The sequence below is a fragment of the Gaetbulibacter sp. PBL-D1 genome, assembly GCF_050509525.1.
GTDB classification, from domain to species: Bacteria; Bacteroidota; Bacteroidia; order Flavobacteriales; family Flavobacteriaceae; genus Gaetbulibacter_B; species Gaetbulibacter_B jejuensis.
The window spans coordinates 163,734-184,231 of the sequence record NZ_JBNWKB010000003.1; the positions used below are offsets into that span (position 1 = coordinate 163,734).

The 20,498-nt window shown below is 33.4% G+C and carries 16 protein-coding genes; 6 read left to right on the top strand and 10 right to left on the bottom strand.

Going from position 1 to position 20,498, the window contains the following annotated elements:
* Nucleotides 1–72 precede the first annotated feature (72 nt).
* Entirely contained in the window at nucleotides 73–2,856 is a 2,784-nt protein-coding gene (gene uvrA, locus ACQ0RB_RS03895) for an excinuclease ABC subunit UvrA (RefSeq protein WP_430496609.1), read from the top strand.
* 2 nt (nucleotides 2,857–2,858) lie between these two features.
* Entirely contained in the window at nucleotides 2,859–3,530 is a 672-nt protein-coding gene (locus tag ACQ0RB_RS03900) for a hypothetical protein (RefSeq protein ID WP_129760168.1), read from the top strand.
* Here the strand turns inward: ACQ0RB_RS03900 and ACQ0RB_RS03905 are convergent.
* Nucleotides 3,524–4,597: a DUF3667 domain-containing protein gene (locus tag ACQ0RB_RS03905; RefSeq protein WP_430496611.1), complete on the bottom strand. Its 1,074-nt coding sequence runs from the start codon at nucleotides 4,595–4,597 to the stop codon at nucleotides 3,524–3,526. The two genes, ACQ0RB_RS03900 and ACQ0RB_RS03905, sit on opposite strands and share 7 nt — an antisense overlap.
* A 196-nt stretch (nucleotides 4,598–4,793) precedes the next feature.
* Between ACQ0RB_RS03905 and ACQ0RB_RS03910 the strand changes: the two genes are divergently transcribed.
* A complete protein-coding gene (locus ACQ0RB_RS03910) occupies nucleotides 4,794–5,462 on the top strand; it encodes a hypothetical protein (RefSeq protein ID WP_129760170.1) in 669 nt (222 codons plus the stop codon).
* A gap of 102 nt (nucleotides 5,463–5,564) precedes the next feature.
* On the opposite strand, the gene ACQ0RB_RS03915 is transcribed toward ACQ0RB_RS03910, so the two are convergent.
* Both ACQ0RB_RS03915 and ACQ0RB_RS03920 read right to left on the bottom strand, forming a co-directional pair.
* Entirely contained in the window at nucleotides 5,565–5,933 is a 369-nt protein-coding gene (locus tag ACQ0RB_RS03915) for a DUF2200 domain-containing protein (protein WP_335975763.1), read from the bottom strand.
* 69 nt (nucleotides 5,934–6,002) lie between these two features.
* Nucleotides 6,003–6,542, bottom strand: a complete 540-nt coding sequence (locus ACQ0RB_RS03920; protein ID WP_335975760.1) for a hypothetical protein — start codon at nucleotides 6,540–6,542, stop codon at nucleotides 6,003–6,005.
* A 285-nt stretch (nucleotides 6,543–6,827) separates the two neighbouring features.
* Between ACQ0RB_RS03920 and ACQ0RB_RS03925 the strand changes: the two genes are divergently transcribed.
* Nucleotides 6,828–7,943 carry a hypothetical protein gene (locus ACQ0RB_RS03925; RefSeq protein WP_430496613.1) on the top strand — a complete coding sequence of 372 codons (1,116 nt, stop codon included), beginning with the start codon at nucleotides 6,828–6,830 and terminating at the stop codon, nucleotides 7,941–7,943.
* A gap of 108 nt (nucleotides 7,944–8,051) precedes the next feature.
* Here the strand turns inward: ACQ0RB_RS03925 and ACQ0RB_RS03930 are convergent, their stop codons facing one another.
* From ACQ0RB_RS03930 to ACQ0RB_RS03945, 4 genes are read right to left on the bottom strand one after another with little or no spacing between them, the layout of a single operon-like run.
* Complete coding sequence (locus ACQ0RB_RS03930; RefSeq protein ID WP_430496615.1) at nucleotides 8,052–9,509, bottom strand: oligosaccharide flippase family protein; 1,458 nt, start codon at nucleotides 9,507–9,509, stop codon at nucleotides 8,052–8,054.
* Nucleotides 9,510–10,787, bottom strand: coding sequence for a glycosyltransferase family 4 protein (locus ACQ0RB_RS03935; protein WP_430496617.1), 1,278 nt, complete (start codon nucleotides 10,785–10,787; stop codon nucleotides 9,510–9,512).
* A complete protein-coding gene (locus tag ACQ0RB_RS03940) occupies nucleotides 10,780–13,212 on the bottom strand; it encodes a YfhO family protein (RefSeq protein WP_430496619.1) in 2,433 nt (810 codons plus the stop codon). The genes ACQ0RB_RS03935 and ACQ0RB_RS03940 overlap by 8 nt, the downstream gene beginning before the upstream one ends.
* A 29-nt stretch (nucleotides 13,213–13,241) precedes the next feature.
* The gene (locus ACQ0RB_RS03945; protein ID WP_129760178.1) at nucleotides 13,242–13,523 is read right to left on the bottom strand and encodes a DUF4834 family protein; all 282 of its coding nucleotides are present in this window, start codon (nucleotides 13,521–13,523) and stop codon (nucleotides 13,242–13,244) included.
* A gap of 193 nt (nucleotides 13,524–13,716) precedes the next feature.
* Between ACQ0RB_RS03945 and ACQ0RB_RS03950 the strand changes: the two genes are divergently transcribed.
* Together ACQ0RB_RS03950 and ACQ0RB_RS03955 are read left to right on the top strand one after the other, a co-directional pair.
* Nucleotides 13,717–14,691, top strand: coding sequence for a transporter (locus ACQ0RB_RS03950; RefSeq protein WP_131506854.1), 975 nt, complete (start codon nucleotides 13,717–13,719; stop codon nucleotides 14,689–14,691).
* Nucleotides 14,692–14,703: 12 nt separating this feature from the next.
* The gene (locus ACQ0RB_RS03955; RefSeq protein WP_430496621.1) at nucleotides 14,704–15,822 is read left to right on the top strand and encodes a GTP cyclohydrolase; all 1,119 of its coding nucleotides are present in this window, start codon (nucleotides 14,704–14,706) and stop codon (nucleotides 15,820–15,822) included.
* A 55-nt stretch (nucleotides 15,823–15,877) separates the two neighbouring features.
* Here the strand turns inward: ACQ0RB_RS03955 and ACQ0RB_RS03960 are convergent, their stop codons facing one another.
* The 3 genes from ACQ0RB_RS03960 to ACQ0RB_RS03970 all read right to left on the bottom strand — a co-directional run bounded on the left by ACQ0RB_RS03960 (nucleotide 15,878) and on the right by ACQ0RB_RS03970 (nucleotide 20,454).
* Nucleotides 15,878–17,137 carry an aminotransferase class I/II-fold pyridoxal phosphate-dependent enzyme gene (locus ACQ0RB_RS03960; RefSeq protein WP_129760181.1) on the bottom strand — a complete coding sequence of 420 codons (1,260 nt, stop codon included), beginning with the start codon at nucleotides 17,135–17,137 and terminating at the stop codon, nucleotides 15,878–15,880.
* A gap of 144 nt (nucleotides 17,138–17,281) precedes the next feature.
* Nucleotides 17,282–18,319, bottom strand: coding sequence for a PLP-dependent cysteine synthase family protein (locus ACQ0RB_RS03965; protein WP_131506858.1), 1,038 nt, complete (start codon nucleotides 18,317–18,319; stop codon nucleotides 17,282–17,284).
* Nucleotides 18,320–18,390: 71 nt separating this feature from the next.
* Nucleotides 18,391–20,454 (bottom strand): S9 family peptidase, encoded by a 2,064-nt coding sequence (locus ACQ0RB_RS03970; protein ID WP_430496624.1) that lies wholly within the window; start codon nucleotides 20,452–20,454, stop codon nucleotides 18,391–18,393.
* Between the last annotated feature and the right edge of the window lie 44 nt (nucleotides 20,455–20,498).

Genomic DNA, 20,498 nt, shown 5'->3' on the forward strand with positions numbered 1-20,498 from the left:
ATCAACAAAAATCCATTTTCAAGGCTGAGATAGTTGTAGTATCTTTGCGAATTCTAAAGCATAATTTTCAATATGAGCGTTAATATTTCTGAAGTTAATCAAAAGCAAAATATCATCATAAAAGGTGCTAAACTTCATAATTTAAAAAATATTGATGTTGTTATACCAAGAAACAAACTTGTGGTTATAACTGGTTTATCAGGTTCTGGTAAATCCAGTTTAGCATTCGATACGCTTTATGCTGAAGGTCAGCGTCGTTACGTTGAAAGCTTATCTAGTTACGCGCGTCAATTTTTAGGACGATTAAATAAACCAAAAGTAGATTTCATTAAAGGTATTGCTCCTGCTATTGCTATTGAGCAAAAAGTTAACTCAACAAACCCACGCTCTACTGTAGGTACAACTACCGAAATTTACGACTACCTAAAACTTCTTTTTGCGCGAATTGGTAAAACCTACTCTCCTATTTCTGGTGAATTGGTAAAAAAACACACCACAAAAGATGTACTGGAGTTGGTAAAACAATTTGAAGAGAAAGAAAAACTATTACTCCTTGCTCCTATTATTTTGGAAGAAGGACGTACTATGGCAGATAAACTTAAAGTGCTACTTCAACAAGGGTATGCTAGAATAAAGTCTGGTGATGACGTATTACGTATTGATGATGCTATCGATAAAAAACTAGCCAAAGACGTCTTTTTAGTGGTGGATAGAATTGTGGTTAAACACGAAGAGGATTTTTACAACCGACTTGCTGATGCTATCGAAACTGCTTTTTTTGAAGGAAAAGGCGCTTGTATTATTGAATCGCTTTCCACAAAAAAACTACATGCTTTCAATAATAAGTTTGAACTAGACGGTATGTCTTTTTTAGAACCTAATGTTCATCTTTTTAGTTTTAACAATCCGTATGGAGCTTGTCCTAAATGCGAGGGTTATGGAGATATTATAGGAATTGATGAAGACTTAGTCATCCCAAATACTAGTTTATCGGTTTACGAAAATGCAATCTTCGCTTGGCGTGGAGAAAGCATGAGTTGGTATAGAGATATGCTAGTAAATAATTCACATAAATTCGATTTCCCAATACACAAACCCTATTTTGAATTGTCTAATGAACAAAAACAACTCATTTGGGATGGTAACGAGTATTTTGAAGGATTAAACAGTTTCTTTGAAGAACTTGAAGCTAAAGCTTATAAAATTCAAAACCGAGTAATGCTTTCGCGTTACAGAGGAAAAACAAAATGTAGTGCTTGTAAAGGAAAACGCTTACGTCCTGAAGCTAACTATGTAAAAGTTGGACAAACCACAATAACTGATTTGGTTGAAATGCCTCTTAAAAAACTCACTCAGTTTTTTAAAGAGCTAGAGTTAAACGATTATGACACTCAAATCGCCAAAAGACTATTAAAAGAAATCAATAATCGTTTGTCGTTTTTATCAAATGTTGGCTTAGATTATTTAACGCTTAACCGTCGTTCAAACACCTTATCTGGTGGTGAAAGTCAACGTATTAACCTAGCGACTTCACTAGGAAGCAGTTTAGTAGGCTCAATGTATATTTTAGATGAACCTAGTATTGGCTTACACCCTAAAGACACTCAAAAACTAATTAAAGTTTTAGAAGCCTTACGCGATTTAGGCAATACAGTAATTGTAGTTGAGCATGACGAAGACATTATGCAAGCTGCTGATGAAATTATAGATATTGGCCCTGAAGCTGGTACTTTTGGAGGACATGTTGTAGCAACTGGTAGCTATGACACTATTTTAGCTTCAGATTCGTTAACCGCTAAATACCTAAACGGAAATCTATCTATTGAAATTCCTAAAAAAAGGCGTACTTCAAAATATCATATTGATGTTATTGGAGCTCGCGAAAACAACTTAAAAAACATTGACGTTACGTTTCCTTTGGAAATGTTAACCGTTATTACAGGAGTATCTGGAAGCGGAAAGAGCACTTTGGTTAAAAAAATACTGTTTCCTGCCATACAGAAAAAACTAACTGATTTTGGCGATAAACCTGGACAGTTTACTGAAATAAAAGGCAACTTTAGCAATATTAAACACGTTGAGTTTGTTGACCAAAATCCTATTGGTCGTTCTTCGCGCTCAAACCCTGTGACTTACATTAAAGCCTATGACGATATAAGAGCTTTATTTGCTAATCAAAAGCTGAGTAAAATAAGAAACTACCAAGCAAAACATTTTTCGTTTAATGTGGATGGTGGGCGTTGCGAAACCTGTAAAGGTGAAGGTGAAGTAACCATAGAAATGCAGTTTATGGCAGATGTTCACCTTACTTGCGAAACTTGTAATGGCAAACGCTTTAAAAAAGAAGTACTTGAAGTTACCTTTGAAGATAAGACTATTGATGACATCTTAAATCTTACTATTGATGATGCTATTGCGTTTTTTAGCAAGCATAACCAATCTAAAATTCAAGGCAAGTTACAACCGCTTCAAGATGTTGGTTTAGGCTACGTTACTTTAGGTCAAAGCTCTTCAACCTTGTCTGGTGGTGAAGCGCAACGTATTAAATTAGCATCGTTTTTAGGCAAAGGAAGTAAAAGTGATAATGCATTATTTATTTTTGATGAGCCTACAACAGGTTTACATTTTCATGATATTCAAAAACTACTAACCTCTTTTCAAGCTTTAATTGCTAAAGGACATTCTATAATTGTTATTGAACATAATTTAGAGCTTATCAAATGTGCCGATTACATTATTGATTTAGGTCCTGATGGAGGTGAGCAAGGTGGACATCTTGTAGCTCATGGTACTCCCGAAGACATTGTAGCTGATAAAAACTCGGTTACTGGTAGCTATTTAAAAGAAAAACTATAGTTGTGAAGCTCTCAGAAAACATAGACAACAATAAAGATGAACTTCATTCTATTGAGTCTATTGATTTTTCTACAAATACTTCAGAAAACGTTAATATAGCTGTTACACCTTTAAAACCTGGAGGCGCAAATTTTAAAACACACTCTTTAGTAAAAAAATCGTCTTCAAAATATGCTTATCAACCTTCAGTAGGTGGAGCTGCATTTTCTATTTTGTTTCTCAGTATTGGACTTATAATTACAATAGCTTGCCTACTTAATATTATTGGTGTTTTTTCAACGGTAAAACCAGTAAGTTGGTTTATGCTATTAATAGGAACTATCTTTGCTGCAGCTGGAGTATTACTAACGTATTGGTCTTATATGCCTAGGGTTTTCGATAAACAACTTGGTCTTTACTATAAAGCTTATAAAGTTGATTTTAATAGAGATAAAAACACTTCAAAAAAACAAATTCCTTTAAAATCAATTATAGCTATTCAAATCATTGGAGAACGCATAACTAGTGATGATGGTTCTTATGGAAGTTTTGAGCTTAATCTAGTATTAAATGACTATTCTAGAAAAAATGTAGTGGATCACGGAAATCTAAAATCCATAATCAACGATGCACATATCTTAAGTGATTTTTTAAACATCCCAATATGGCATGCAAAAACACACAATGCTCAATAAGTCAATAACGCCATAAGTGCCATAATACCAGCAGCAAATGGTATTACAAACATTAAAAACACAAAGGTTGCCACACTACTTTTAAAGAAGCTTAAAAACCAACCTTGTCCATAAAATCGTTTTACAGCTATAAAGAGGTAAAAGAAAGTTGATAGCATAACCAATGTCATAATCCAACCTGGAAAATTATCCCAAATAAAATTACACAACATAAGCACGCTAAAAACTGTAAACAAAAACGAAAAGAAATAAAAGCTAAACACCAAATGATGTGCAAAACGTCCTTTTCTATAGTATAACAACTTTAAAATAAATGCAAATATTGGCAAGAGTATAAACATTGCTATTGGGATACTATCATAAAACGCTTGCAATATTGAACCTCCACTCCTATTCTTAAAAAACTTTAAGGCTTGTGAGTATAGTCTTCTGGTAAAATAGCCATCATCGTCATCCATTCCCATAGCCTTATAGATCTCATCCTCACTTGCTCCTGCTTCAATTAAAGAATCAATCTCACTTCGGCTAAAACTAAAATTAGTATTCATTTTAGATTCCTTAGTAGCTTCTTGTTTTATAATAGAATCAAGCTCTTTAAACTCTTTATCTTTTAATCCTAGTTTCTCTTTATTTGCCTCAAGAGGCTGCATTATTTGAGCTATTTGAGCCGAATCTAAAGGTTTATTTCTCAAAGAGTCTATAACCGTTTTTGAACGTTCTAGTTCGCGTTTCATAGCCTCATCAACGCTTTGCGTAGTTTGTCTTGCGATAAAAGAGAATAAAAAGAAAAATACTACCGAAATAAACAGGTACATCTGAGCTGGATGCAAATACAACAAGCGTTTTCCTTCTACAAAACGTCTAGCCAAATAACCTGGTTGTATCATTAAAGGGATAAAGCTCTTAAAAAAACGAGCATCAAAAGAAAAGTAGTTGCTAATAGTGTTGTAAAACAACACACCAAGAGTAAGGTCGTCTTTTGCTTTTTGCCCACAGTGCGGACAAAATTGAAACCCTTCTTCAAATTGCTTTTCGCAGTTTGGACAGTTAACCTGAGTTTTTCCCATAATAATTGATTGGCTATATAAAAGTATAAAAAAAATTGAACGCTCATGTAAAGTGTTTTTCACAAACGTCCTTAACAATCAATAAAACATTAACAATGAAACACTTACATTTTTGGCACGCAAATTGAAAACTAACATAACAAATAGCGTAAGCCGAAAAGCTAAATGAGTAGGCATAATCTAAAACCCTATTATTATGAAAAAATTTGTATTCATATTAGCATCGATGTTATTAGGTTTAACATCTGCAACAGCAACAGCACAAGGTGAAGGTTTAAACAATACACGCTATCGTTATGCACAACCAATAATGTTTGTAGAGCGTGGTGTAGAGTTTATGATTTTTCCTGACGGAAGTTTCGACTTCAATACCAATATTGAAAACACTTACCAAACAGGTAACGTGTACTACAGATCAACAACTACTCGTAGAAGCTCGGTAAATGTTACTTATGGAGCTCCTGGTACTGTTAGTAGAGTACACTATTCTACTCCAAGATCTAATCAAGGTGTATTTATTCAACATGATAGTGATGGTAAAATTAGAAGAATTGGCAATGTGTACTTAAATTATGACAGACAAGGTAGAATTAAAAGAGCTGGAACTGTATATATGAGTTACCAAAGAGGTAATGGAAGATTAAAACAAGTTGGTGGTTTACGTGTAAACTACAACGCTTGGGGAGAAATTGTTCATGCTTCTGGTGTGGTAAACCATAACAATTCAGGTTATGTATACAGTAACAACACTTCGGGTAATTTTGGATATGGTTATTATAGTGATTTTGATGATGCTGATGATTACTATTACTACAGACAAGGTGGTGAAGTGAAAAAACAAAAAAAGATTAAAATAAAAGTATAAATAGATTTTTTTGATTGGTTAGTTAATTGATAATCCCGTTGTACGTCCCCAAGTACTTCGGGATTGTCTTTTTATAGAGCATCAATACTAACTATAAAAAGCTTATCCTTCTCTAAGTATCTTTTCCATTTTTCTACCTTTTGCTAACTCATCAACCAACTTATCTAAATATCTTGCCTGTTGGGTTAATGTAGTAGTAATATCTTCTATTCTGTAACCACATATTACACCCTTAATTAAGTGTGCATTTGGGTGAATAGTTGCTTGCTCAAAAAACGTTTTAAAAGTTACCTTATCGTCTATAAGTTGTTGCAACTTATTGTCGTCAAATCCTGTTAACCATTCAATAACTTGGTGTAACTCGGCTTTGGTACGATTCTTTTTCTCAACTTTAGTAACATAATGTGGATATACCGATGCAAAAGTCATTTTTGCAATACGTTCATCATGTTCTGGTGTGGTAATACTCATAGTACTGAATGTGTTAATTTTGGTATGGAAAGATAGTAAATTGCACTTACATTAACTTAAAGATATGAATCATGGTTGATTATCATATATTGAGTTCAAAGGTTGTAAATATTTTGTAAATCCTAAATCCTTTATAAACTGATAAATTTGTTTTCTAGCAGTTGAACTAAAACCATTAGCTGGATAAGAATAATCATCTGATATTTTTATATACTTTAATGTTGTTGAAGGTATTTCAGTCCTTGACACTAAGTAATTACAACTAAGGCAAACATCAATTGTCTCAACAGGTTTTCCTTTTAAAAAATAAACAACTGCAAAATGAGGATCAAAACAAAAGGCTGTTGTACTACCATAAGCTGTTTTACTGGTTATAATAGTCTCAAAATCTTTCACTTGTTCGGAGCTTAAAACGGATTCTTTGTTTATTCTCTCTTTAGCATTTTTAAGACAATAATCTATCAAAGTTTCTCCATCACCTTTAAATTCATAAGCAACAACAGTATCATAAACTAAATCAGTAAAAGGATTGGTTTGTGATACTCCTAATGTTTGTATTATAAATAAAAAATAAAACAAACAGTATTTAGATAATCTTCTATATCTCATACTTATACAACTTAATCAAATATCAACTTTTGATATGCTTGTTACAATTGAAAGATAGTAAATTGTAGTTATATTTTCCTTAAAAACCACTCACAAATGGCTTCTCTATACCTAGGTCATAGCTACTCCATAGCTAGTCCATGGATAGTCCATGTAAAACGCGGTTTTTCCTACAAAAAATCCAAACAAACACAAACTACTCAAAATCAACACATTAAATATTGTTTCGGTTTTTTGGCACGCTGTTTGTTTACTAATAATTGTATAATTAAAACCCTTACAATTATGAAACGAATTATTTATTTTTTTACAGCAATACTCTTAGGAAGCGTATCTGTAAACGCAACAACCACCAGCACAAATTCAGTAAATACTTTTAACACTTATGCTAATGGTTATGGCAACTCTTTCATATTTGTAGAGAATGGTATTGAATTTTCAGTATTTCCTGATGGTCAGTTCGACTTTTACATCCCTAATTATGGTCCAAACGTAAATGTTGGCTTTAGTACTCCTAATGTATCCATAAGCTTTAACACTGGTTATGATTACAACCCTTATGTACAATATGACGATTTTGGTGCTATTGTTCAAATAGAAAACACACCTATTTATTATGACTTCTACGGAAGAATTACAAGAGCAGGAAATGTAAACATTCACTATAACAGTTTTGGACGTGTTGCTCGTGTAGGTGGTTTATACATTCACTATCGTAACAGAGTATTTTCTCACTACACAGGGTTTATAAACGTTTATAATAGATACTATGTGTACCGTCCATGGCACAGATATTATGCTGTACCTTCAGTAAACTTCTGTATTGTAAACACTAGACCTTATAGACAGTATTACACTCCTATTAGACATCACTATTACAGACCATACAGAAACAATTACCGTCAGCCTGTTAACATAAACAGTCGTCGTAATACTGTAGCTAACAACGGAAGACGTTCAAACGAACAACAAACACGTATAAGTGATAGATATAGACAAGATGCTACACCTAGAAGAAGTACTTCTGTAGATAGAAGCAACACCACAAGACGTAATAATAGTGCTGTAACAGCTCCTACTAGAACAAGAACTACCACTCCTAGAGTATCAAGTTCTACTAACAGAACAAACACATCGTCTAGAGCTACAGTTAATACTAATAGGCCTAAAAATAGTTCGGTTACTACCAAAAGAAATGTGACCAAAACAAGAACTACTGTGTCTAATAAAGTGAATACTAAAAAAAATTCAACGGTAAGAAAACCAAATACGTCTCAAATACGTAAATATAATACAAGACAAAACAAAAGTACTCAGCGTGTAACTCAAAATAATAGAACAAAGTCGTCAAATGCGACTAAATCTAGAAGTTCACAAAACAGTACAAGATCTAGAAGATAATATAACGATACATAATTTTTTGGTTGGTTAGTTGGAAAGTCCTGCAAGTCGTATGCCTCAAAGCACCTTGTGGGATTTTCCCGTTTTAGGCTAGTAACACAGCAAAAACTATTTAATTGGTAAGTACTTTTTTAGTATTCCTGAAATGTCTTTAGAGACATTCATCTTATACACTGCAAAGACATACACACATCCTATCAGTAAAGACTTAAATGCTATATTAACTATAGGATGAAAAGGAAATTCCCAAAAATAAAACACAGCAACACTTACTAAAATCAATATTCCTACTTTTAAAGAGTCTTTTGTAAAAGGAAGCATTTTAAACTTTCGGTTTACAAAGTAAATTTTAGCTGTATTGTAAATAAAAATAGCTATAAAAGTTGCAACTGCTGCTCCATCAATTCCTAATAACGGAATAAATACCATATTTAAAATAACTATCAATACCGTAAGTAACACTCCAAAAAGTAGTACCACTCTATAATAATCACTATTGAATAAAATAGCATTATTGTTTCCTAAAAGCGTGTCGTAGAGTTTTGCTAAGCTTATTAAAAACACAACGGTTAGTCCATAACTAAATTCTTCAGGGATAATTAAATACAACTGATTGATGTTAAGTACAATCAGTAAAAAAATTAAGCCACTAATAATAAAAAGGCTAAGTGACGAACGCTGGTATAAATCCTTTAAAGCAACCTTATTTCCTTCATTTAAATAATTAGCAGTAATAGGCATTAATATTTGGTGCATAGAACGTTGTGGAACCGAAATTACCGATGCGATATAAATTGCAACACTATAGTAAGCGACTTCCTCTATATCAATATATTGTCCAAGCATAAACTTATCTATATCTAAAATAAGTGTCGCTACCGAACCAGCAAGTATAATAAGCGATGAGTATTTAATAATAGCCCTAAAGCTCTCTATTCTATTAAACTTAAGTACTGGCCAACGAATAATAAATGCATAGAGTTTCATTATAACCATACGCAATACATATACTATAATAATTGAATTGATAAACTCATGTACATTAAGATATCCCAAATACACACAAAACAGCAGTACCATTATCCCAATTCTATGAAACACCTCTTTCATAAAGTTGCCAAAAACAGTCTGCATTTGGGTTTTTGCCCAAGCAAAAAACACTTCAAAATAACCCATAGAAATAGCAGCAATAATAATATGCCACACATAGTCTTTTACTATACCATTTCTTTGTGATAACAAATCACTTATAACATCATAACCAAAATAGCCAATCAACGCTACAGGAACTACCACAAACATAGGTAGTATTAGCATTAAGGTTAAAAAGCTGTTAAGTGAATTTTTGGTTTTAAATGTAGAATAGAACTTTATAAGTGTATTATGAACTCCAAAAGCCATTAGAGGCATCATAATATTTGCTGTAGATAGCACAAAGGCAATTAAACCATAGTACTCATCTGTAATAAAATTAGTGTACAGAAACAATGTATTAATTGCTCCTATACCAAACCCTAAATAGGTACTAATAGTGTTTTTAAAGGATTGTTTAACTACAATTCCCATTTATACAAGTTGCGCTAGAGTTTTTGTTAGTTCCCTTCTACTGTACTTTTGCAATCCTATAGGTTGCGTTTGCAGCGAATTGGTTTTATAGGCATTAAAATACAATAAAATTTGAGATTTTATCTGCTGCTTTTCATTGTAATAAAAATAATGTCCTGTATTGGTAGTTTTAATGATGTCTTCAACATCAGACTCTTGTGGTCCTATAGCTAGTATTGGCGTACTAGAAACCATATATTCAAACAACTTCCCAGGAATTATAGCTTTACTTACTTGTGAGTCTATTTCAATTAACAACAACACTTGCGATTGCATTTGAAACTGCATCGCTTCCTCATGGTTAACATAGCCTACAACATTCACATAATCATCTAGTTGGTAATGTGATAATGTCTGTAACACATCATCACTCACTACTCCTATCAAGTTCAACTGAAACGCAGTTTTAAAAGCTTCGTTTTCAGCTATCAACTCACGTAATGCGTCCCATAATTGAGTTGGGTTACGTTCAGAAAGTAATGAGCCAATATGAGCTATTGTAAAACGTTGGTCTTTCTCTGGTCGCTCAATAGCATATGTATCGTAACCATTGGTAATAACAGTTATAGGTTGTTGGGTTTTAAGCGCAAACTCTTGCTTTGTTACTGTGCTAGTAACTATAATTTGGTCGGCAGATTGCAAAACATTCTGCTCTAACAATTCGTGTTTTTGTCTAGAGCTTTTGGTGAGCTTTAAATCTTTGTGATAGCCTATAGTTGTCCAAGGGTCTCTAAAATCGGCTATCCATTTTACATTCAATTGCGCTTTTAACTGCAAACCTATAAGGTGTAAACTATGTGGTGGTCCAGTAGTGATAATCGTTTCAATACCTTCGTTTTTTATATATTCTGAAAGATAAGCTACCGAAGGTTTTATCCAACCTTTTCGGGCATCAGGAATAAAGAAATTTCCTCTTACATACAATAACAAACGCTCAATAAGAGATTGCTTTTTTTTCTTCGGAATAATACCTGAACTTATCGTTTTAGAACTCTTTTTTGAAAGTAAATTAGCAAACTTATAAGGTTCGTTTATAGGTTGTTTTAAAACAGTTACAGTATTAGACACTTCGTCTTCCAACTGCAAGTCTGTAATTGGATAACTAGGGTTCTCAGGACAATAAACAACAGGGTCTACACCAAATTCTGGTAAGTATTTTACAAATTTCAACCAACGTTGTACACCTGGTCCTCCTGCAGGTGGCCAATAGTATGTTATTATAAGTGCTTTTTTACGCACTAGCTTGGTCTTTTTTAAACGAATACAATAGGCCTCCTAAAAGCAATAATGCTAGTATAATTGAACTAGACAGCGAAATAGTACTTCCTGTTTTTACTACTTGAGGCTCAAATTTAAACTCAATAGTATGGTTTCCTTTAGGAATTTCAAGTCCTCTCAACACATAATTAACACGCTGAATAGGTGTTTCGGTTCCATCAATTGTTGCTACCCAACCATGGCCATAATACACTTCAGAAAACACAGCAAAACCATCGTTACTGTTGTTAGATTCGTACTTTAAATAGTTTGGTTGATGTGCTACTAATTTAATTGTAGATAAAGAGTCTACAGTATAGGTTCTAGACTCCAATGGCATTGATGTAATCGCTTTTGTTTTAGTATTTAAACTGTCTAAAGCAACTATTTCTTCATTAGCAGAACTAACCTGTTGTAATGACGAAACAAACCAAGCATTTCCATTGGCATCTTCATTATTATAAGGAAATACATTACCCTTATCGTCTTCTCCAATAAAATATTTGGTATTCAACATATTAATGACTTCCATATTATTTTTTGAAATATGAAAATCATACAGTTCATCAAATCGTCCAAGTTTAGCTGCATGATAACCACTTAACGAATTATGAAAATAAGCAGCTTTCCCTGGATTTCTAGAGCCTTCACTAGATAAATCTAAAACTCTAAAATGTGTCTTGTCCTTTAATATCTCTTTATCAGCAGCATTAGCTTTATAAGGTTTTTCAACTTGAATTGCAGACACAAAATTATCGTTATTAACGTAGCGTCTGTCTACACCAACCAAATCAAATAAAATTAAAGCAGCAAATACAATAATCACTTTTCCTTCTGATAGTTTTTGTTTTAAGAATCCAAAAATTGTTGCTGCTGCAAGCACTACTAAAAGCAAAGTTCTTAATGTGTCTTGTGTAAAGAAGGTTTGTCTGTCGGCTCTTAGTGCATCAACAAAGCTTTGTCCATACTCGCCATAGGCTTGTCTGTAATACCCATCGTTTACACCAACAAAGTCAAACGACGATTTTATAAGCAAGAGTAAAATTGCAAGTCCTCCTGTAATTATTGCGGAATATTTTAATGCTTTTAGCTTTTCCTCTTTGCTTTCAAAATCATTGAATAAACGTACCAAACCAAAAATAGCCAATACAGGTATACAGAGTTCTAAAATTACCTGAATAGAACTTACTGCTCTAAACTTGTTGTACATAGGTACAAAGTCTATAAAGAAATCGGTTAAAAACCCTAAATGTTTTCCGTAAGAAAGCAATAACGATAGTACAGTACCACCAACTAGCCACCATTTGAGTCTGCCTTTAACCAAAAACAAAGCAAATACAAACAAGAAAATAACTACTGCTCCAACATACGCTGGTGCTTCAACAATGGTTTGTGCTCCCCAATAAGTAGGTGTAGTTTTTACTTCGCGAGTAGCTTCAACAGGCGACGCTCCAATATTTCTATAAAATTTAAACGTTTCAGAGTCGACACCAACATCTTCATGACTTCCACCACCAAAAAGCCTCGGAATAAACAAGTTAAGACTTTCCGCTATGCCATAGCTATATTCTGTAATATAATCCTTATCCAATCCAGTAGTCACTGCTTTAGGAGAACCATCAGGATTTATGGTAAGTTCACTTTTTCCTCGTGTACTTTCATTAACATACTCTTTGGTTGCCATAATATTGCTGGCGTTTAACCCAACAGCTAATAGTACTGCAACAACTAGCATCCCAACCGATTTGAAAAAATGTGACAATAGCTTTTTTCGGTAAGCGTCTATTAAATAAGCTATTCCTAAAACCACAACTAACAGCATCAAATAATAAGTCATTTGAAAATGGTTAGTACATATCTCTAAAGCCATAGCTACTGTGGTTAGTAAAAAACCACCAATGTAATGTTTTCTAAACGTGAGTAGAATACCGCTAAGCACCAAAGGCATATAGGCAATAGCATGCGCTTTACTATTATGTCCTACACCTAATATAATAATAAGATAGGTAGAAAAACCAAAGGCCAATGCACCAAGTGCAGCGAGTTTAAAATCTACTTTTAGCACAAGTAACAACACATAAAATCCTAGAAAGTAAAGAAATAAATAATCGGCTGGTCGTGGTAAAAAACGTAGTGAAAGGTCTAGTTTTTTAATATAATTATGAGGGTATTTTGCACCTAACTGATACGTGGGCATACCTCCAAACGCACTGTTAGTCCAGTAGGTTTCCTCACCAGTGGCTGCTCTAAAGTCATTTTGCTGTTGAGACATTCCAATATAGTGCTTAATATCACTTTGAAAAATCTTTTTGCCTTTTAAAACTGGGTTAAAATATGCTAATGAAACAATAACAAACCCTACTAAAATTAAAAGATGAGGAAGAATTCTTTTGATTGAAAACTGCATGAATATGTTTTAAAGAATGATTGTGAAAATTAATCAATTTCTTCGTAATCCACGTACTCTCCAACAGTTTTATTTGAAGACTTCTGACGCTCAGGCATTTTATCAATTACAGTCTCGCCTTCTCTTTGTTGTGTTTGTTGGTTATTTTGGTATTGTTGAAATTGACCTCCAAAACGTTCTTGCATCTTTTTAGACATATAGCGCATAAGGTATGGAGCAAAAATTCGCATAAGTAGCTTTATACCATAATACACTAATAGTATGATTAAAATGGTTCTTAAAAAACCAATAAAAGAAGCCGTTTGTACCATTAAAAAGATATTTTTTTCAAAAATACAATTATCATACTTTAAAATAAGTTATAAATACTTAAAAAAAGTATAAAATCTCTATATTTGAATTTAACAAATCACCTGTGAAATGCCTACAAAGCTAATTCTTATAACAGAATATAAAATGAAAAAGGCATTCCGTTTGACAATTAAAAAACTAAAACACAAACAGATGAAATCTATTAAACAGTATATGTTATTGGTGTGTTTTGCAGTGTCTTTCAATACATTTTCGCAATATACCGAAGTTATAAATTCCAATAGACCTGGAGTTTCTAGAAGTGCTTTTTCTGTGGGAACCAATGTAGCTCAATTAGAGGTTGGCCCTTACATTGTTAAAGAAAAACACACGCCTTTAATGTATGAAGTGTCTGGTTTTGGAGTAGATTTTGCTGCGCGTTACGGACTACTATTTGAAGAATTGGAAATCAACCTTGAAGGTACTTACCAAAACGATACGTTTACCGATAATCGCTCAACATTCTCAACTGAAGATAAACGCTCAAATTTTAAAAACTTTACTCTTGGCGCTAAATATTTAGTTTACGATCCTTATAAAAATGCAGAAGAAGACAAACCAAACATTTATAGCTACCATGCCAATAGAGCTTTTAAATGGAAATCCTTAATTCCTGCTGTTGCTGTATATTTAGGTGCAAATTACGATTCTAAAAATAACCCTTACACTGCTCCAGATGTTGAAGGTTTTAGTCCTAAAGTAATGGTTGCAACACAAAACAACTTTGCTGGTGGTTGGGTACTTGTTATGAATTTAATTAAAGACAGAATTGGTAGTGACTTTTCTGATTTTCAATATATCCTCACACTAACGCATTCTTTCAATCCAAAATGGGTGATTTTTGGAGAAGCCCATGGTATTAAGAGTGACTTTTATGCCGATAATTTATTTAGATTTGGAGGTGCTTACCTCTTAAGCAAAGACTTACAGTTAGACACAGCTTTAACCTTGAACACTAAAGATACACCTTCGGTATTCAGCGTTAATTTTGGAGCATCTTACAGGTTTGATTTCCATAAGGATAAAATTGACAATGGTAATTCTGCCGATGAAGAAGCTAAACGAAAATCAAGAGGTAAAAAAAGCAGAAGAGCTGAAACCGATTTTAATGACGATAATGGCAACTAAGCCAACTATTTTATGATTACAGTTAAAGAAATTAGCTCTAAAAATGAGCTTAAGGAATTTGTAAAGTTTCCGTTTAAAATTTATAAAGACTCCAAGTATTGGGTTCCTCCTATTATAAAACAAGAGTTAGAAACCTTTAACAAAGATGTTAACCCAATATTTAAAGATGCTGAAGCTCGTTTCTTTTTAGCATATAAGAATAATGAAATTGTGGGTAGAGTCGCTGCAATTATCAATTGGCTTGAAGTAAAAAAGCAAGACCAAAAGAAAATGCGATTTGGATGGTTTGATTTTATTGATGATTTAGAAGTTTCTAAAGCGCTTCTTGAAAAAGTAGAAGAAATTGGTAAAGAAAATAACCTTGAGTATTGCGAAGGTCCTGTTGGCTTCTCTAACTTAGACAAAGTAGGTGTGCTTACCGAAGGTTTTGACCAACTTAGCACTATGATTACATGGTATAACCATCCATACTACATCAACCATTACAAATCTCATGGGTATACTGAGGAAAAAGAATACATCGAGAACTTTTTCCCTTTTAAAAATGTAAAACCTGAGTTCTTTACAAAGGCTCAAGAACTTATAAAAAGAAGATATCAGTTACGTTCATTGACTTTTACCAAAACAGAAGAGGTAATGCCTTATGCTGATAAAATGTTTGACTTATTCAATAAGAGTTATTCTTCGTTATCATCGTTTGTTGAGATTACCGATATTCAAAAGGCATACTTTAAAAAGAAGTTTATAAGCTTTGTAAACCCTGAATACATCAAGTTTGTTGTTGATAAAAACGATGAATTAATTGCGTTTTCAATAGTAATGCCATCATTTGCTAGAGCTTTACAGGAAGCAAAAGGAAAACTATTTCCGTTTGGGTTTCTTAAGTTACTAAAAGCTAAAAAAGAAAGTAAGGATGTAGTATTCTACTTAATTGGTGTTTTACCAGAATATCAAAACAAAGGAGTTACAGCAATTATATTTAATGAATACTATAAGGTGTTTAAGGAAAAAGGCATTCAAAACTGTATTAGAACACCTGAATTAGCAGATAATAAAGCTATTCATCAAATATGGAAACATTTTAATCCTAAAACCAACAAAAGGCGTTTTACACTTAGAAAAAATCTTTAATAAAAAAAGCCGATGAAAAATCATCGGCTTTTTTGTTGATATATTTAATTATCGTTTACTCTCCCATTGCAGCAGCAACTGCAGCAGATAAACGTTTGTAAGTTCCGTTTTCTAATCTACTTCTAATACCATCAAACGCATCTAAAGTTTCATTAACATCTTCTAGCGTGTGTGTCGCAGTAGGTATTAAACGTAATAATATTAACCCTTTAGGGATTACTGGATACACTACTATTGAACAAAAAATACCATAGTTTTCGCGTAAATCTTTTACTAAAGCCATAGCTTCAGGAATACTTCCTTTTAAATATACTGGAGTTACACAACTTTGTGTTGTACCAATATCAAAACCACGCTCTTTTAAACCTTTTTGTAATGCATTTACATTCTCCCAAAGTTTTGCTTTAAGCTCTGGCATTGTCTTTAACATCTCTAAACGTTTTAACGCACCAACAACCAATTGCATTTGCAATGATTTAGCAAACATTTGAGAACGTAAATTATATTTTAAATAATCAATAATTTCTTGATCTGCAGCAATAAAAGCACCTGTACTTGCTAAAGACTTAGCAAAAGTTGCAAAATATACATCTATTCCGTCTTGTACACCTTGCTCTTCACCTGCTCCAGCTCCTGTTTTTCCTAAGGTTCCAAAACCGTGAGCATCATCAACTAAAAATCTGAAATTGTATTTTTCTTTAAGCGCTACGATTTCTTTTAAACGACCTTGCTCACCACGCATTCCAAACACACCTTCTGAAATTACTAAAATTCCACCTCCTGTTTGTTCTGCCATTTTGGTAGCACGCTCAAGGTTTTTTTCTAAACTTTCAACATCGTTGTGCTTGTAAGTAAAACGTTTACCCATGTGTAAACGTACTCCATCTATAATACAAGCGTGTGCATCAACATCGTAAACGATAATATCATCTTTAGATACCAAAGCATCAATAGTAGATACCATTCCTTGATAACCAAAGTTTAAAAGGTAAGCTGCTTCTTTACTTACAAATGAAGCCAACTCATTTTGAAGTTTTTCGTGTAAATCTGTGTGACCAGACATCATACGAGCTCCCATTGGGTAAGCCGATCCATAAGCTGCACCAGCTTCAGCATCGGTTTTTCGTACTTCAGGATGGTTAGCTAAACCAAGATAATCATTAATACTCCAGGTAATTACATCTTTTCCCTGGAACTTCATTCTGTTGGATATTTGACCTTCAAGTTTAGGAAACACAAAATATCCTTCTGCTTGAGACGCCCATTTTCCTAAAGGACCTTTATCCTTGTATATCTTTTCAAATAAATCTTTCATTTAAGCTAAATTAGTCTAGTTTGAGAGGCAAAATTAATTAATTATATTATGACAACATAATTAATTTATAAACTTGTGTTCATAACCTAATAAGACACAAAAAACCTATCATATTATTAGGGTGAAATAGGATAGGTAATGTATTTACTTTATGTACTGAATTGTTTCGGAAGTGACATTTTTACTGTCAAAGAAACCTTGACTTTCCATCCACTTGTCACTATACACTTTACTCATGTATCTTGAACCATGGTCTGGGAAAATCACAACAATTTTGTCTCCTTTTTTAAATTCTCCTTCTTCACTAAGTTGTTTTATGGCTTGCATTGCTGCTCCACTTGTATAACCAACAAATAAACCTTCGGTTCTAGAAATTTCTCTTGCAGTGTGTGCACTGTCTTCGTCGGTTACTTTTACAAACTTGTCAATAAGGTCAAAATCTGTTGCTGTAGGAATTAAGTTTTTTCCTAAGCCTTCAATTCTGTATGGGTAGATTTCGTTTTCGTCAAACTCTCTGGTTTCGTGGTATTTTTTTAATACCGAACCATAAGCGTCTACTCCTATTATTTTAACGTTTGGATTTTGCTCTTTCAAAAACTTAGAAGTTCCTGAAATTGTTCCTCCTGTTCCACTACAAGCAATTAGATGTGTAATTTTTCCTTCTGTTTGTTTCCAAATTTCAGGACCTGTAGTGTTATAATGTGCATCAATATTTAATTGATTAAAATACTGATTGATATAGATTGAACCTTTTCGTTCTTCATGTAAGCGTTTTGCAACTTGATAATACGACCTTGGGTCATCAGCACTTACATGAGCAGGACACACATACACTGTTGCTCCCATGGCTTTAAGCATATCTATTTTATCAGCTGACGACTTTGAGCTCACAGCCAAAATACACTCGTATCCTTTAATGATACTTACCATAGCAATACTAAATCCTGTATTACCAGATGTGGTTTCAATAATTGTATCTCCTGGAGTTAAAATTCCTTGTCTTTCAGCTTCTTCTATAATATGAAGTGCTATTCTATCTTTTGAAGAGTGTCCTGGATTAAAGGCTTCTACCTTAGCGTAGAAATCACCATCAAAACTTGCAGTTAGCTTATTTAATTTGATTAGAGGTGTTTTTCCTATAAGATCCAACACGTTATCAAACACTTGTAAGTTGTCTTTCATAAATGCTATTTATCAGTCACAAATTAAAAAAAGTAACCTAAAACCTCGCAAAAATAAGAGTTTTTTTTTAATTAACTAGTAATATTCTCTAAGTCTAATAAAAAGGCATACTCTTCGGCATCTTCTTTTAAAGCTTCAAAACGTCCTGAAGCGCCACCATGACCTGCATTCATGTTGGTTTTTAAAAACAATTTATTAGTGTCAGTTTTTAGAAATCTCATTTTTGCAACCCATTTTGCTGGCTCCCAATATTGTACTTGAGAGTCATGAAGTCCTGTAGTTACTAAAATATGTGGATAGTCTTGCGCTTTTACATTATCGTATGGCGAATAGGATTTCATGTAGTTATAATACTCTAAGGTATTTGGGTTTCCCCATTCGTCATATTCTCCTGTTGTTAGCGGAATACTATCGTCTAACATTGTGGTTACCACGTCTACAAAAGGTACAGCAGCAATAACACCATGATATAACTGTGGTGCCATATTAATTACAGCTCCTATTAAAAGCCCTCCTGCACTTCCGCCTAAAGCGTATAGATGCTTAGGAGAGGTGTAATTGTTTTCTATTAAAAATTTTGAACACGCAATAAAATCGGTAAAGGTGTTTTTCTTTTGAAGTAGTTTACCTTGCTCGTACCAATTTCTACCCAAATACTCTCCGCCTCTTACATGAGCAATTACATAAATAAAGCCTCTATCTAACAAGCTTAAACGTATGCTAGAAAAATAAGGATCTATAGTTGAACCGTAAGAGCCATAAGCATATTGCAATACAGGACTGTTGCCATCCTTTTTTACACCTTTTTTATATACTACAGACATTGGTATTTTGGTACCATCATCAGCAGTTGCCCATAAGCGCTCTGATTGATAATTGTTTTTATCAAATGTACCTCCTAAAACCTGCTGCTCCTTTTTTATGGTTTTGGTTTTAGTTACCATATTAAAGTCAATAGTTGACGCAGGATTGGTTAGCGAATTGTAACTATACCTCAACACTTCAGTATCAAAATCGACATTAGTGCCTGTGTAGGCTGTATAGGTTTCACTATCAAAAGGTAAGTAGTAATCATCGGTTTCGTCCCAACGTGTAATTCGTATTTGGTTTAAACCATTACTACGCTCACTAATAACTAAAAAGTCTTTGAAAATATCAATATCCTCAAGTAACACATCTTCTCGATGCGGAATAACCTCAATCCAATTTGAAACTTCTGTTCTGGCTTCATCGGTTTTCATTAGCTTAAAGTTAGTAGCCTCATCTTTATTGGTAACCATATAAAAATGGTCTTCAAAATGCGAAATACTATACTCCAACCCTCTTATACGCTCTTGAAACACCTTAAAATCAGCATTAGGTGTGTTGGCATCTAAAATGTGATACTCATTAGTTAAAGTACTGTAACAAGCAATAATGATATATTTTCTAGATTTTGACTTGTAAACTGCTACTCCAAATGTGTCGTCGGTTTCGTGAAAAACCAATTTATCTTCACTTTCATTAGTCCCTAATTTGTGTTTAAACACTTTATCAGACCTCAGCGTTTCTTCATCTTTTTTAGTGTAAAATAAAGTCGCGTTATCGTTAGCCCAAGACGCTGAACCTGTAGTGTTTTCTATAGTATCAGTAATTGGTTCATTATCACCTAAACTTTTAAAATTAATAGTATACTGACGCCTTCCTACTGTATCTAAACCATACGCAACTTTGGTATTATCAGGGCTTATACTAATACCTGCTAGTTTAAAATAGTCGTGTCCTTTTGCCATTTCGTTACAATCAAACATCAACTCATCAGGAGCATCTAAAGTGTCTTTTCTTCTTATATAAATAGGGTAATCTTTTCCTGTTTCATACTTTACAATATACCAATACCCATTGTATTTATAAGGAACCGACTCGTCATCTTCCTTAATTCTTGCTTTCATTTCTTTAAACAAGTTGTCTTCAAAGGCTTTGGTATGCGCTGTCATTTCTTCAAAGTAGGCGTTTTCAGCGTTTAAATAATCCAAAACATCTTGGTCTTCTCTTTGATTGAGCCAAAAATAATCGTCAATTCTGGTATCGTTGTGAATGCTTAAAGTTTTAGGAACTCTTTTAGCTACAGGAGGTACAACCCTTTCTTTTATCATTAAAAATTAGTTTAAGAAGTATGCAAAAATAGAATTAAAATTAG